At 68.8% G+C, this 14,542-nt stretch carries 14 protein-coding genes and 1 riboswitch; of the genes, 3 read left to right on the top strand and 11 right to left on the bottom strand.

Annotation, left to right across the window (positions count from 1 at the left end; all coding sequences use genetic code 11):
• From QZ847_RS15065 to QZ847_RS15055, 3 genes are all read right to left on the bottom strand, one after another.
• On the bottom strand, positions 1-936 hold the full coding sequence (locus tag QZ847_RS15065) for an alpha-E domain-containing protein (protein ID WP_019515874.1): 936 nt from the start codon (positions 934-936) through the stop codon (positions 1-3).
• Complete coding sequence (locus QZ847_RS15060; protein ID WP_294357975.1) at positions 936-2,468, bottom strand: circularly permuted type 2 ATP-grasp protein; 1,533 nt, start codon at positions 2,466-2,468, stop codon at positions 936-938. The genes QZ847_RS15065 and QZ847_RS15060 overlap by 1 nt, the downstream gene beginning before the upstream one ends.
• Positions 2,469-2,550: 82 nt before the next feature.
• Entirely contained in the window at positions 2,551-4,581 is a 2,031-nt protein-coding gene (locus QZ847_RS15055) for a protein-disulfide reductase DsbD domain-containing protein (RefSeq protein WP_294357973.1), read from the bottom strand.
• Positions 4,582-4,643: 62 nt separating this feature from the next.
• On the opposite strand from QZ847_RS15055, the gene QZ847_RS15050 reads away from it, so the two are divergent.
• On the top strand, positions 4,644-6,332 hold the full coding sequence (locus QZ847_RS15050) for an alkaline phosphatase family protein (RefSeq protein ID WP_294357971.1): 1,689 nt from the start codon (positions 4,644-4,646) through the stop codon (positions 6,330-6,332).
• Between the two features lie 50 nt (positions 6,333-6,382).
• Complete coding sequence (locus tag QZ847_RS15045) at positions 6,383-7,312, top strand: DMT family transporter (protein WP_294357967.1); 930 nt, start codon at positions 6,383-6,385, stop codon at positions 7,310-7,312.
• Here the strand turns inward: QZ847_RS15045 and QZ847_RS15040 are convergent.
• Positions 7,309-7,815 (bottom strand): CcdC protein domain-containing protein, encoded by a 507-nt coding sequence (locus QZ847_RS15040; protein ID WP_294357964.1) that lies wholly within the window; start codon positions 7,813-7,815, stop codon positions 7,309-7,311. The genes QZ847_RS15045 and QZ847_RS15040 overlap by 4 nt on opposite strands.
• 60 nt (positions 7,816-7,875) lie before the next feature.
• On the opposite strand from QZ847_RS15040, the gene QZ847_RS15035 reads away from it, so the two are divergent.
• The gene (locus QZ847_RS15035) at positions 7,876-8,136 is read left to right on the top strand and encodes a SemiSWEET family transporter (RefSeq protein WP_294357962.1); all 261 of its coding nucleotides are present in this window, start codon (positions 7,876-7,878) and stop codon (positions 8,134-8,136) included.
• Positions 8,137-8,140: 4 nt separating this feature from the next.
• Here the strand turns inward: QZ847_RS15035 and QZ847_RS15030 are convergent, their stop codons facing one another.
• From QZ847_RS15030 to QZ847_RS15000, 7 genes are all read right to left on the bottom strand, one after another.
• Positions 8,141-8,443 (bottom strand): hypothetical protein, encoded by a 303-nt coding sequence (locus QZ847_RS15030; protein WP_294357960.1) that lies wholly within the window; start codon positions 8,441-8,443, stop codon positions 8,141-8,143.
• Positions 8,440-10,017, bottom strand: a complete 1,578-nt coding sequence (gene gcvPB, locus QZ847_RS15025; RefSeq protein ID WP_294357958.1) for an aminomethyl-transferring glycine dehydrogenase subunit GcvPB — start codon at positions 10,015-10,017, stop codon at positions 8,440-8,442. The genes QZ847_RS15030 and gcvPB overlap by 4 nt, the downstream gene beginning before the upstream one ends.
• Positions 10,014-11,372 carry an aminomethyl-transferring glycine dehydrogenase subunit GcvPA gene (gene gcvPA, locus QZ847_RS15020; RefSeq protein ID WP_294357955.1) on the bottom strand — a complete coding sequence of 453 codons (1,359 nt, stop codon included), beginning with the start codon at positions 11,370-11,372 and terminating at the stop codon, positions 10,014-10,016. Before gcvPA ends, gcvPB begins: the two co-directional genes overlap by 4 nt.
• A gap of 45 nt (positions 11,373-11,417) precedes the next feature.
• Positions 11,418-11,789 carry a glycine cleavage system protein GcvH gene (gene gcvH / locus QZ847_RS15015; protein WP_294357954.1) on the bottom strand — a complete coding sequence of 124 codons (372 nt, stop codon included), beginning with the start codon at positions 11,787-11,789 and terminating at the stop codon, positions 11,418-11,420.
• 3 nt (positions 11,790-11,792) lie between these two features.
• Positions 11,793-12,947 (bottom strand): glycine cleavage system aminomethyltransferase GcvT, encoded by a 1,155-nt coding sequence (gene gcvT, locus QZ847_RS15010; RefSeq protein ID WP_294357951.1) that lies wholly within the window; start codon positions 12,945-12,947, stop codon positions 11,793-11,795.
• Between the two features lie 157 nt (positions 12,948-13,104).
• Positions 13,105-13,207: riboswitch (glycine riboswitch) on the bottom strand.
• Between the two features lie 79 nt (positions 13,208-13,286).
• A complete protein-coding gene (locus QZ847_RS15005; RefSeq protein ID WP_294357948.1) occupies positions 13,287-13,715 on the bottom strand; it encodes a hypothetical protein in 429 nt (142 codons plus the stop codon).
• Between the two features lie 50 nt (positions 13,716-13,765).
• Complete coding sequence (locus tag QZ847_RS15000; RefSeq protein ID WP_294357944.1) at positions 13,766-14,437, bottom strand: hypothetical protein; 672 nt, start codon at positions 14,435-14,437, stop codon at positions 13,766-13,768.
• Positions 14,438-14,542 lie beyond the last annotated feature (105 nt).

The raw sequence follows: 14,542 nt of genomic DNA, 5'->3' as shown, positions 1-14,542 counted from the left end.
TCAGTTGAACTTGAACTGGCGGCCGATCGCCGCGTGCAGCTGATCATTCTCGGTGATGAGCGCCTCCAGATGCTGGTGCAGCCCAGAGGCGATCACGTCGCCGGTGCGCGTGTGGAGCGTACGCTGGTGCCGCCCGCGCGCCATCCGGTCGGCCTCGCCCTGCCCGCCGAGCGACTTGGCGAGCGCGTTCAGGATCGACACCGTTTCATCGATCGATCCCGCCAGACTGCGCGGCAACTCGGTGCGGCTCAGCAGCAGGTCGATGACGTTCGCGGGCTGCAATCCGTCATTGTAGAGCCAGCGATAGGCGGTCACCGCCGACACCGTCTGCAGGATCGTGGTCCACTGATCGCGGTCGACCGTACCGCCGACCGGCTCGCCCGCGGGCAGCAACAGATGGTATTTGACGTCGAGCAGCCGCGCGGTGTCGTCGGCACGCTCGATCACCTGACCCAGGCGGATAAACAGCGTCGTCTGATTGCGCAGCATGCGGTGCACCGCGCCCTCGAACCCGCGCGTCTCCGCCTTGACCTTGTCGACCAGCCCCAGGGTCGCGACCGAGTCGAGTGGCGACATGCGGCGGTCGAAGATCAGCCACGCGCTGTTGATCGCGCTCCACGCCTCGCGGCTGAGCGCAGTGCGGACCGCGCGCGCGTTGTCGCGCGCGGCGGCGAGACAGCGGAGGATCGATCCGGGATGGGTCGCATCGGTGATGAGGAAGCCGACCACCGCCTCGCGCGTCAGCGGCGCGCCGCTCGCCTCGAACGCCGCCTCCGTATCGGTCACGGCGAGCGCGGAACGCCACGCCGCCTCGCCCGCGGGCCGCGACGACAGCACGTCGAGGCGCACCGTGGCCTCGACCAGTCGCGCGATGAAATCGGCACGCTCCAGATAGCGCCCGAGCCAGTAGAGCGACGCGGCGGTCCGGCTGAGCATCAGCGCACCTCCCGCGTCAGGTCGGCGCCGCCGAGCGTCTGGACCATCCCGTCCGGTCCGATCGACTGCGTCATGCCGCCCATCGTCTGCGTCATCGCCTTGGCATCGTCCATCAGTACAAACGAATCCTTGGTGCCGCCGCCCTGGCTCGAGTTGACGACCAGCGATCCTTCCTTGAGCGCGACGCGGGTGAGACCGCCGGGCACGACCTTCACCCCCTTCGATCCCGTCAGCACGAACGGGCGGAAGTCGACGTGGCGCGGCGCGAGCCCCGCGTCGGCGAGCGTCGGGACGGTCGAGAGCGCCAGCGTCGGCTGCGCGATATAGCGGTGCGGTTCGGCGACGAGCGCGGCGCGGAAGCGCTCGATCTCGTCACGAGATGCGGTCGGCCCGACGAGCATCCCGTAGCCGCCCGATCCGTCGACCAGCTTGACGACGAGTTCGTTCAGGTGATCGAGCACGTATTTGAGCGCCTGCGGCTCGCGGCAGCGCCACGTCTCGACGTTGGGCAGCTTCGCCTCGCCGCCCGAATAGAAGCGCACGATCTCGGGCATGTAGCTGTAGATCGCCTTGTCGTCGGCGATACCGTTGCCCGGTGCGTTGATGATCGCGACATTGCCGGCGGCATAGGCGGCGATCAGCCCGGGCACGCCCAGCATCGAATCGGGGCGGAAAACGATCGGATCGAGAAAATCGTCGTCGACGCGGCGATAGATCACGTCGACCTTCACCCGCCCCGCGATCGTCCGCATGTAGACGACGTCGTCGTCGACGACGAGATCGGCCGCCTCGACCAGTTCGACCCCCATCGAGTCGGCGAGGAAGCTGTGCTCGTAATAGGCCGAATTATAGTGGCCCGGCGTCAGCACGACGCAGGTCGGGTTCTGCCCGCAGCCGCGCGGGGACACCGACCGCATCGTCTCGAGCAGCATGTCGGGATAGCTGTCGACGGCGGCGACGCGGAATTGCGAGAACAGCTCGGGACACAGCCGCACCATCGCCTCGCGATTCTCCAGCATGTAGCTGACCCCCGAGGGCGTGCGGGCGTTGTCCTCCAGCACGAAGAAGTCGTCGGGGCCGGTCCTGACCAGGTCGATCCCGCAGATGTGCGCCCACACGTCGTGCGGCGGGCGGATGCCGGCGATCTCGGGCCGGAATTGCGCGTTGCCGAGGATCAGGTCCTCGGGCAGCACGCCCTCCTTGAGGATACGGCGCTCACCGTAGATGTCGTGCAGGAACGCGTTGATCGCCTCGACGCGCTGGATCAGCCCTTCCGACAAACGCGCCCATTCGCGCGCGAGAAAGATGCGCGGCACGATGTCGAACGGAATGATGCGTTCGGACGCGTCGCTGTCGCCGTAGACCGCGAAGGTGATGCCGAGTTGCCGGAACGTCGTCTCGGCCGCTTCCTGGCGGCGGCGCAGCTCTTCGGCCGGGGTGGCTTGCAGCCAATGGCATAGGTCGACCAGTTCGCCTCGGGCCCCCTCGCGCTCGGGTGGTCCCATGATCTCGTCGAATGCCGGTGTCCCCATGAGGTCGTAACGCTCCCGCAGCGATTTGGCCGCATGCTGGGGAACAAAGCTGCACTGCACAAGAGCAGGCAGGATAATAGCCTCAGGTCGCCAGGTCGGTCAGCGTCGCTTTGGTGAGGATCTGCGGCAGCACGCGCGGCTCCCGCGCACCCTCGCCGTACCACAGGTACAAGGGCACGCCGGCGCGGTTGTGCCGCTCGATGAAGCGTCCGAGCGTCGGGTCGCCGTCGGTCCAATCGCCGACCAGTACCGCAACCTTGCCGCGCTTGAACGCGTCGGCCACCGCCTGCGTCTCGATCGCCGCTTTCTCGTTCACCTTGCACGTCAGGCACCAGTCGGCGGTGAAATAGGCGAATACCGGTCGGCCCTCAGCCTGCAACGCGGCGAGCCGTGTCTCGCTGAACGGTTCGGCGCCGGGCAGTGCGGCGACGCTGGCGGCCCCGCTGGGCGCTGCACGAACGAGCATTACCCCCGCGAGCGCCAGTGCGAGCGCGATCCCGGCGGGCAGTCCGGCACGCTCGCGCCCGCCATGCTGCCGCCGCCCGGTCCACCACAGGCCCAGGCTCGCCAGCAGCACCGCCGCCAGCCCCAGCGTCATGCCGTCGACCCCGGCCTGCCGCCCGAGCACCCAGGCGAGCGCGAGCGCGGTCAGGAACATCGGCACCGACAGGATGTGGCGCAGCCGTTGCATCCACGCGCCTGGTCGCGGCAGGCGGCGTCTCAGCGCGGGCACGAAGCCGATCAGCAGGAACGGCAGCGCGATGCCGATCCCCAGCCCCGCGAACACCGCCATCGCCGCCGCCGCGGGCAGCACCAGCGCCGCGCCCAGCGCCGCGCCCATGAACGGCCCCGTGCACGGCGTCGCGACGAACGCGGCGAGCGCCCCGGTCATGAACGCGCCGCCAACGCCGCCAGCACTCGCGAAGCGTGGCGTCGGCAATTCGAACAATCCCGCCAGGTTGAGCGCGATCGCGGCGACCAGGATCAGCAGCACGCCGACAACGCGGGGGTCCTGCAACTGGAACGCCCAGCCCGCGCTCGCCCCACCGGCCCTGAGCGCGATCAGCACGCCGCCGAGTGCGAGGCAGACGAGCACCACGCCCGCGGTATAGGCCAACGCTTCCACCCGCGCGCCGCGCTCGCTCTCGCCCGATTTGGCGAGGCTTAGCGCCTTCAGGCTCAGGATCGGGAACACGCACGGCATGACGTTGAGCAGCAATCCGCCGAGCAGCGCGCCGCCAAAGGCGAGCAACGCCGCCGCCCACACGCCGCCGCCGTTCCGCGCTGCTGCCACCGTCCCCGGTGTCGCCGACAGCGCGAACCCCTGCCCGTCGGTGGTGCCCAGCACGCCCTCGATCTTGCCGGTCGGAGCCGTCGCCGCGGGCTTGGTCTCGATCACGACGCGGTCGCCGTCGCGCGTCACCGTCTGCGGCGCGGCCATGTCGATGACGCCGGTCGTCGCGGGGTAGAACCACGCTTGCGCAAGCGCGGCGCCGGCGGGAAAGGGAATTGCGAGCCGCAGGCGTCCCTGCTCGATCTGATAGGTGGCCGGCGAACCGAGCGGACGCGGGATCGCGCGTGCGTGAGCGTCGAAGGCGGCGCGGCGCGCGGGCGACACTGCGCCGTCACCGATCGTCACGCTGCTCGCGACCTTCTGCTGCTCGGGCACACAGATCTGCTCAGTGCAGACGAGATAGGTGAGCTTCGCCGCGATCGGCACGCGCGTGCCCGGCTGGAGCCCGGCGGGCAGCATCACGTCCGCCAGCAGCGCGAACGGTCGCTCGTAGACGTAGTTCATCAGCCCCGCGATCAGCAGCCGCCCCGGTACCGGATAGCGCAGCGGCCCGGCGCTCGCCCCCGCGGGCAGCGTCCACGCAACCTGCGTCTCGACGCCCGCATCGCCCGGATTCTTCCAGTAACCGTGCCAGCCCGCCTCCGGCACCGCCTCGAACGCCATCCGCACGGTCGAGCCCGCGCGCGGATGGTCGCTCTCGGCGACCAGGTTCAAGCGGATGTGTTTGGCGCCCGGCGCCTGTGCCCACGCCGTCGGTGACAGCGCCGCCGCCAGCGTCATCAGAATGAAAAGCGCCGCGCGCACAGCTTGCCTGACCATCGACCCCGGCTCATAGCCGGGCGACCCCCGTTTTGCACCCCCGCCTCCATCAAGGTACCCGCATGAAAGCCCTCGCCGCCGCGCTGCTCCTCTCCTCCGCGCTGACCTTGCCGGCCACCGCGCAAAACTCGCGCGAGGCACGAGAGGCCACGCCCGCCGCGCCGCCGGTTGCGCCGAAGAGCGAGGGCGCCGCACCCGCCGCGCCGCGCACGCCGCCCAAGCTGATCGTCGCGATCTCGGTCGACCAATTCTCCGCCGACCTGTTCGCGCAGTATCGCAACCATTTCACCGACGGCTTCGCGCGGCTGCTGACCGGCGCGGTGTTCCCATCGGGCTACCAGAGCCACGCCGCGACCGAGACGTGCCCGGGCCATTCGACGATCCTGACGGGCATGCGCCCGGCACATACCGGGATCGTCGCCAACACCTGGATCGACCAAAAGGCGGGCCGCGAGGACAAGCAGGTCTATTGCGCCGAGGATGAGCGCGCGGCGGGCAGCGATCACGAGAAATACGTGCCGAGCAACGTCCACCTGAAGGTGCCGACGCTCGGCGAAATGATGAAGGCGCGCGATCCCCGCACCCGCGTCGTCTCGGTCGCGGGCAAGGACCGCGCCGCAATCATGATGGGCGGGCATAAGGTCGACGAGCTCTGGTTCTGGGGCGGCAAGGACTTCATCTCCTTTGCCGGGCGCAAGGCCCCGGCGGCGGTCGAGCGCGCCAATGCCGCCGTGACCGCGCTGCTCGCCCGTCCGCAGGCTGGGCTCGAACTGCCGGCCTATTGCCAGTCGATCGCGCGGCCGGTGCAGGTCGGCGACCAGACGCTCGGCACCGGGCGGTTCGAGCGCGCCGCGGGCGACACCAAGGCGTTCCGTGCCTCGCCCGCGAGCGACGGCGCGGTATTCGCGCTCGCCGCCGCCCTGATCGGCGACATGAAGCTCGGCCGCGGACCGCAGACCGACATCATCTCGGTCGGCGCCTCGGCGACCGATTACATCGGCCACACCTTCGGCACGCAGGGGTCGGAAATGTGCATCCAGATGAACGAGCTCGACCATTCGCTCGGCGGCTTTCTCGCGCAGCTCGACCAATGGGGGCTCGATTACGAGGTCGTGCTGACCGCCGATCACGGCGCGCACGACATGACCGAACGGCAGCAGCAGCGCGCGATGCCGATGGAGGCACGCGTCAACGCCGACGTGACCGCCAAGGCGATCGGCGCCGCGATCGGCCGCGATATGGGGCTGACGGGGCCGGTGCTGCTCGCCAGCGAAGGGGACGTCTACGTCGCCGACGACGTGCCCGCTGCGCGCCGGCCTGCGGTGATCGCGGAAGCCGTGAAGCGCTTTTCAGCCCAGCCGCAGGTCGCCGCCGCGCTGACGCGCCAGCAGATCATGGCGACGCCGATGCCGACCACCCCGCCCGAGGCCTGGACGCTTGCCGAGCGTGCGCGCGCCTCGTTCGACCCGGCGCGCTCGGGCGACTTCCTCATCCTCCTGCGCCCGCGCGTGACCACAATCGCGAAGCCCGGTCCCGGCTATGTCGAGACGCACGGCTCACCGTGGGATTACGATCGCCGTGTGCCGATCCTGTTCTGGCGCCGTGGGATCGCCGGGTTCGAGCAGCCGCTGTCGGTCGAGACGGTCGACATCGTCCCCACGCTCGCGGCGACGATCAACCTGCCCGTGTCGGGGCTCGACGGCCGGTGCCTCGATCTCGATTCTAGCGCGGCGAGCACCTGCGCGCGCTGAGCGATCGATCGCCGGTTGCGCCGCGTGTTCCGATCGGGGAAGCGCGGCGCGTGGCGCCACCTGACCCCGACCGACACGCGCACGACCGCGTCCTGCTCGCGATCGCGCTCAGGCTGCTGTCGGTCGTGCTGTTCGCGTTGATGAACGTCGGCATCAAACTGGCCGAGGCGCGCGGCGCATCGCTGGCGGAGATCATGTTCTGGCGGCAGTTCGGCGCGACCCTTTTGGTGGGCGGGCTGGTCATGGCGGGACCGGGCGTCACCAGCCTTGGGACGCAGCGGTTCGGGGCGCACGTGCTGCGCACCGTGCTTGGCCTGGCGGCGATGGCGCTGACGTTCACGACGCTGACGATGCTGCCGCTCGCGGAGGCGACGACGATCGGCTTCTCGATGCCGATCTTTGCGACGGTACTCGGCGCGCTGGTGCTGCACGAACCGACGGGTGTGCGGCGCTGGGCCGCGGTGCTCGCCGGCTTCATCGGCGTGCTGATCGTCGCGCAACCGGGTGGTGAGGCATTCCCGCTGGCGGGTGCGCTGACGGGGCTCGTCGCCGCGGCGGGCACCGCCTCCGTGTCGATCCTGTTGCGCACGATCGGGCGGACCGAGCCGCCGCTCACCACCGTATTCTGGTTCTCTTGCCTGTCGCTGCTGCCGCTCGGCTGCGCCTACCCGTTCGCGGTGAAGACGCATGCGCTCGATGTCTGGGCAATCCTGCTCGGCATCGGCGTGATCGGTGGTGCGGCGCAGATCGCGATCACGCGCTCGCTGATGCTCGGCCCCGTCTCAACGGTCGTGCCGATGGATTACACCGCGTTGCTGTGGGCGACCTTGCTCGGCTGGCTGGTGTTCGATCGCCTGCCCGCCCCCGCAACCTGGGTGGGCGCGCCGGTGATCGTCGCCTCGGGGCTGTACATCGTCTGGCGTGAGCATGTCCGCCGGCGCGAGGAAACGCGGCAGGCGATCGCGCAGGGTATCGCCTAGGCCGTCCGCGCGCCTGCCAGCAATCGCCTCCCGCGCAGGAACATCTCGACGCGCATCGCGGTGAACAGACCCAGCGCGAGCGCCATCAGCACGTCGGTCACGACAAACGGATCGATCCCCCACCCGCTCCGCTCAACCGCGACCCGCGCACCGCTGCGCGCAGCGATCAACGCAACGATGAACAGCAACGCGGCGGGTGAGCCGGTCTGGTTGAGCGCGTGGCTGTCGGGATCGACCGCGATCCGCATCATCTTGCCGCGCTGCCACCCAAGCAACACACCTAGCAACAGAGCGCCAGCGCAGAACAGCCAGCATCCCCCGCGCGGGGGATGCTGCGCGTACAAGGCTATGCATAAGGCGGCATAGAGTGCGGGCAACACCCACAGGCGCTCGAGCTTCAACGGCCGCGCCCGGCTCATCCGCTTCCACCGGAATGCGAGCACCAGCGCGAGGATCGCGAAGGTGATGACGTAGCTGATCCAATTGCCCGGCGCGGTGTTCATGGGGCGAGGCTAACCCGAGCTGTTCCGAAACGAAAGCGGCGGCTCGCGCGCTTGTGGGTGATGCAAGACAAGCACCTGCGCCTGCTCGGCTGGATCGCGACGGCAACCGCAGTCGCGATGTACCTGTCCTATCTCGACCAGATCAAACTCAACGTGGCCGGCGAGAAGGGATCGCTGATCCAGCCGCTGGCGACGATGGTCAATTGCAGCCTGTGGGTCGCTTACGGGTTCCTGCGTCGGCCGCGGCGCGACTGGCCGATCGTGCTCGCCAACGCGCCGGGCGTGCTGCTCGGCGCCATCTCGTTCGCGACCGCGCTTTGATCGGTCAGCGGCGACGCAGCAGCCAGACGATCGCGCCGACGATCAGGTACCAGAAAGCCGTGTCGGCGATGAACGAGCCCGGCCGAAACACGTCTTCCGCACCCAGCTTGTGCGGCACGGAGGTCGCGGGATCGTCGGCGAGGAACGGAGCCGGCCAGCCACCTTCGATACGAGGCTGGACCTGCGACAAGCCGCCTTCGCTGCCGTAGCTGGCAACATTGCCGCGGTCGTCCTGCACGACGACGCTCAAGCTGGTGACCGCGAGCGCGGCGGCGAGCCGTATCGCCACCGCGCGCACGTCGCTCACTCCGCCGCTTGCGCGACCGGAGCAGGCTCCTTCCACACCAGCTTGGGCTTGCGCGCCGCCAGCGTCTCGTCGAGCCGCGCGCGCGGGGCGAAATGCGGCGCACTTTTCAGGCTCGCGTCACCCGCCTTGGCGCGCTCGGCCACGCTGCGCAGCGCGCCGATGAACTGGTCTAGCGCCGCCTTCGATTCGGTCTCGGTCGGCTCGACCAGCATCGCGCCGTGGACGACGAGCGGGAAGTAGACCGTCATCGGGTGGAAGCCTTCGTCGATCAGCCCCTTGGCGACATCCAGCGTCGAGAAACCGTCGGCGAGGTTCGCGTCCGAGAACAGCGCCTCGTGCATGCATGGTCCCGCCTTCGCGAACGGTGCGTCGAGCACGTCCTCCAGGCTGCGTAGCACGTAGTTCGCGTTCAGCACCGCGTCCTCGGCGACCTGGCGGAGGCCGTCGGCGCCGTGCGAGAGGATGTAGGTGAGCGCGCGCGTGAACATGCCCATCTGGCCGTGGAACGCGGTCATGCGCCCGAAGCTGTCGGGGTGGCGATCCTCGACCGTCTCCTCCTCGACCAACGTGATGTGGCCGTCGCCGTGACGCTCGGTGAACGGCAGCGGGCCGAACGGCGCCAGCGCTTCCGACAGCACCACCGGCCCCGACCCCGGCCCCCCGCCGCCGTGCGGGGTCGAGAAGGTCTTGTGCAGGTTGATGTGCATCGCATCAACGCCGAGATCACCCGGACGCACGCGCCCGACGATCGCGTTGAAGTTCGCGCCGTCGCAATAAACGTAGCCGCCTGCCGCATGCACCGCGTCGGAGATTTCCTTCAGGTCGCGCTCGAACAGCCCGCAGGTGTTCGGATTGGTGATCATCACCGCTGCGATGTCGGGGCCGAGCCGCGCCTTGAGCGCCGCGGTGTCGACGCGGCCGTCGGCGGTCGCGGGAATATCCTCGACCTGGAAGCCCGCGAAGGCGGCGGTCGCCGGGTTGGTGCCGTGCGCGCTCTCGGGCACCAGCACGACCTTGCGATGGCCTTGCCCACGCTTCTCCAGCGCCGCCTTGATGCACAGGATGCCGCACAATTCGCCGTGCGCGCCGGCCTTGGGGCTCATCGCGACGCCGTGCATGCCGGTCAGCTCGATCAGCCACACCGCCAGCTCGTTGATGACGCCGAGCGCTCCCTGCACCGTGTCGATCGGTTGCAGCGGGTGGACGTCGGCGAAGCCGGGCAGTCGCGCCATCTTCTCGTTCAGGCGCGGGTTGTGCTTCATCGTGCACGAGCCGAGCGGGAACAGGCCCAAGTCGATCGCGTAATTCTGCCGGCTGAGGCGCGTGTAGTGACGCACGGTCTCGGGCTCCGACAGGCCGGGCAGCCCGATTGGTGCGGTGCGTGCGAGATCGCCGAGCCGCGACGTGGCCGTGACGGGCTCTGCCACCTCGACCCCGGTCGTCTCGGTCGAGCCGATCTCGAAGATCAGCGCTTCTTCCAGCATCAATGCCTTGTTGCCGGTGAAGGTCGGGGCTGCCTCATCGGTGCCCTTGACGGTCATTTCGGGCCGCCAGCCGCTCTGGTTGATGCTCATGCCAACACCTCCTCGAGCGCGGTTGCCAGCGCCTCGACATCCTCTTGCGTCACCGTTTCGGTCACCGCGACAACCAGCCCGTTGGCGAGATCCGCCTCACCCGGATACAGCCGGCCGAGCGACACGCCCGCGAGCACGCCCTTGTCGGCGAGCGCACGCACGATCGGCCGCGCCTCCTGACCCAGATCGAGCGTGAACTCGTTGAAAAAGGCATGGTTGACGAGGCTGACACCCGGCACCTTCGCCAGTCGCTCCGCCGCCGCGACCGCGTTCGCGTGATTGGTCGCCGCCAACTGCCGCAACCCCGCCTCACCCAGCAGCGTCATGTGGATCGAGAACGCCAGCGCACACAGCCCGGAGTTGGTGCATATGTTGCTGGTCGCCTTCTCGCGCCGGATATGCTGCTCGCGCGTCGACAGCGTCAGCACGAAGCCGCGACGACCGTCCGCGTCGACCGTCTCGCCGCACAGGCGCCCCGGCATCTGACGGACATACTTCTCCTTGCAGCCGAACAGACCGACATAGGGGCCACCGAACTGGAGCCCGACGCCGAGCGACTGCCCCTCCCCTACGACGATGTCGGCGTCCATCTCACCGGGCGACCGACAAGCGCCCAGCGCCACCGGCTCGGTCACTACCGCGATCAGCAGCGCCTTGTTGGCGTGGCACGCGTCGGCGAGCGGTTTCAGGTCGGCGATGCGGCCGAGGATGTCGGGGTATTGCACCACCACGCACGACGTATCGCCGTCGATCTTCTCGATTAGCCGGTCCACGTCCATGTCGGGCACCAGCCACGGCGATGTCGTGTCGAGCACGTCGCCAGTGTACTTCGCCATCGTCTTCGCGACCGAGACATAGTGCGGGTGGAGCCCGGCCGACAGGATCGCCTTGCCCCGCTTGGTGATCCGCCGCGCCATGCCGATCGCTTCCCAGCACGCGGTCGAGCCGTCGTACATGCTGGCGTTCGCGACATCGGTGCCGAGCAGACGTGCGACCTGCGTCTGGAACTCGAACAGCATCTGCAGCGTGCCCTGCGCGATCTCGGGCTGGTACGGCGTATAGGCGGTCAGGAATTCGCCGCGCTGGATCAGGTGGTCGACGCTCGCGGGCACGTGATGGCGATACGCCCCCGCGCCGAGGAAGAACGGAACCTCGCCCGCGACCGTGTTCTGCCGCGCCAGCGCGGTCATGTGCCGCTCGACGCTCAGCTCGCTGGCGTGGTTCGGCAGGCCGTGGACCGGCCCGTCCAGCCGCGCGGCCTCGGGCACGTCGACGAACAGGTCGTCGATCGACGACGCGCCGATGACGGACAGCATGTCGCGGCGATCATGGTCGGTGAGTGGCAGGTAGCGCATGGCAGTTCCTTGCACGCCGCCCGTCGCCGGGCGGCGGGACAATCGTTAAAGCTTCTCGACGAACGCCGCGTAGGCCTGCTCGTCCATCAACTGGTCGAGCTCGGACGCGTCGGCGAGCGTGATCTTGAAGAACCAGCCCTCGCCTTCGGGGTCCGAGTTCACCAGCGACGAATCATCGGCGAGCGCGGCATTGCCCTCGATCACGGTGCCGGAGACGGGCGCGTAGACGTCCGACGCCGCCTTGACGCTCTCGACCACCGCGGCGTCGTCACCCTTGCTGAGCGACTTGCCCTCCTCGGGCACCTCGACGAACACGATGTCGCCGAGCTGGCTCTGCGCATAGTCGGAGATGCCGACGGTGCCGGTCTCGCCGTCGACGTCAATCCACTCGTGGTCCTGCGTAAAATAACGGCTCATGGATCAGGCTCCTCGGTAGTAACGATGGGGAACGAACGGCATCGCGGCGACGGTCGCGGAGTGCACCTTGCCGCGCTGGACGAGGCTGACGGCCGTGCCGGCGGTCGCGAGTTCGTTCGGGACATAGGCCATCGCGATCGGCGCGCCGACGCTGGGTGCGAAGCCGCCGCTGGTCACGCGCCCGATCACCGCGCCGTCGTCGCCGACGACGCTCGCGCCCTCGCGCACCGGCTGGCGCCCGTCGACCAGCAGGCCGACGCGCTTGATCGCCGGGCCGTGCTCGCGCTCGGCGAGGATGCGCTGCGCACCCGGAAAGTCCGCCGCCTCGCGCCGACGCTTCCACAAAGCGAAGCCCAGGTCGGCCATCACCGGCGTCGTCTCGGGATCGAGATCGTGACCGTAGAGCGGCAACCCTGCCTCGAGCCGCAGCGAATCGCGCGCACCCAGGCCGATCGGTTTGACCTCGGGTTCCGCGAGCAGCGCGTCGGCGAACGCCTCGGCGGCCTCGGCGGGCAGCGAGATTTCGTAGCCGTCCTCGCCGGTGTAGCCCGAGCGGCTGAGCCACAGGTCGTGGCCATCCCACTGGAATGCGCCCGCCTGCATGAAGGTCAGTCCCTCCACACCCGGGATCAGCCGCGACACCGCGTCGACCGCTTTCGGCCCCTGCACCGCGAGCAGCGCGTGATCCTCCATCAGGTTGATCGTCACGTCGTCGGGCAGATGCTCGATCATGTGCGACACGTCGTCGTATTTGGTCGCGCCGTTGACGACCATGTAGACGCGGTCCTCAGCCTGGCGCGTCAGCATCAGGTCGTCGAGCACGCCGCCCTCGTCGTTGAGCAGCAGCGAGTAGCGCGCCTTGTTGAACGGCAGCTTCTGAATCTCGGCGGGCAGCAATGCCTCGAGTGCCGCGACGACGCCCTCGCCGGTGATCGACAATTGCCCCATGTGGCTGACGTCGAACAGCCCGGCATGCTCGCGCGTCCACAGATGCTCGGCCATGATACCCTCGTACTGGACGGGCATGTAATAGCCGGCGAACTCGACCATCCGGCCGCCACGCGCGCGGTGCCACGCGTCAAGCGGAAGCGTCAGCGTCTCGATGACGACCTCGTCGTCGTCACTTGCGCCGTTGGTGGGTTGAATCTTGTCGCTCATCACGGCTTCCTGACGAAAGGGCATGGCGGCGCGAACAGCTCGCGCGGCGGTCATGTCCCCCTCTGTCACGGAACCTGAGAGCTTTCTCCCGCGAACGGGATTACCCCTTCGGTGGATCGCGCCGGGTGAACGGCGCAACCGCTTTCCAGAGTGTCGATAAGGCCGCGCGGTCCCTGCTGCCTGAGAGATTCCGGGGTGGTTGCTCCTTCGGCGGCGGCCAAGTGCCTGAAAGGCCGGCCGCACTCTCCCGCGCCGCCCACGCGGGACTCACGCCCCGTGTCGACGCGCGCCGCTCTGCCCCGGCGCTCCAACCCTGTCAATCGCGCAGGATCGGGCTCGTCAATCCGGCTGTATCGCGACGCTGCGCGAAAGGCGCGGCGCGGCGTAATCGAGCCCCTTGTGCGTCGGCGCCGGGTGTCGAACCTTTGAAGCACGACCATCTTCGCGCATGCGCCGATCGGCTTCGATCCAGTCAGGCGCAGCTGCCGTATCTTGCGTCCAATGCGCGACGCTCGCCTCGTCGCACCAGTCGAGCAGCAGCGGCATCGCCTTCAGGTGCGCGCCACCGGTCATGTAGCGTTTCATCGCCGCCGCATCGTCCCACACGGTCAAGGTCCAGAACGCACGGCGTCGGTCGGGAAGCAGTGCGCCACCCTTGAACCCCGTGCTCCCGCGCACCTGCCTGAGCGTTCGCATGGTATGAAGCACGAACCGTGGCATGAACCGCCAAGACCGGATACGCAGGCGCGTGACGCTGACGAGCGGCATCGGCATTCTCTCCTTCGCCGCTTCCTCGGCGCCCGAATGCGCAGGCCGCCTCAGCGCGTCGCGTTGTAGCGCAACTGGTCCTGCGTCAGCTGGAACCCGACCAGCGCCTCGAAGGTGGCCGACAGCACCGCACTGCGCACCTCGGGCTGCGCGAGCGGGTCGAGCGCCGCGTCCTCGTCGCCCGCCTTGCGCTTGCGCGTCAGCTTGTCGCGGATTTCCTGCGGCACGGTCGCCAGCGCGCGCGACACGACGGTGGTCGCCTGCTCGTTCGCGGTCGCGACACCCTGTCCCGCGTCCCAGTGGAGCGCGACGCCGCCGACACGCTTCGACACGACGGACGTGCCGCCGCGGGTGATCGCGATGAAATACGGCAGCGTCACGTCACGCGCGGCAGCGGTCTGCGTCCGGCGCGCGCGCACGTCGAAGGTGACGGTGGTCTGGATGTCGTCGCCCGCATCGTTGCAGGTCGAGCGCACGTTGCTGATCGTCGCGACCACGTCGATCGCGCTCGCGTCGGTGCTCGTGGCGGGGTTGAACACGGTTACGTCGCCCGTGCCCGCGGGCACGCCGACGATCGGGCAGGCCGAGCGGACCGAGGTGATCCCCGCCGCCCCGCCGCTTACGTCGATCTCACCCGACTTGGCGCAGCCGGCCAGCGATCCACCTGCGGCGAGGAGCATGGCGAGCGGCAGGAGGTTCGAGCGGTGCGACACGGGCGGCATTCCTGGTACAAGAAGCGAATACGCGACGGGACCGCTTCCTTTGACGAGAAGCCGGCCCCGAACGCCGCGCACCATAGGAACCGGCTTTCACCGGAGCAAGCATTG

Source organism: uncultured Sphingomonas sp. (assembly GCF_913778135.1).
Lineage (GTDB): Bacteria > Pseudomonadota > Alphaproteobacteria > Sphingomonadales > Sphingomonadaceae > Sphingomonas.
Note: the sequence above shows the minus strand (reverse complement) of the source record. Positions and strands in the feature narration are given on the sequence as shown.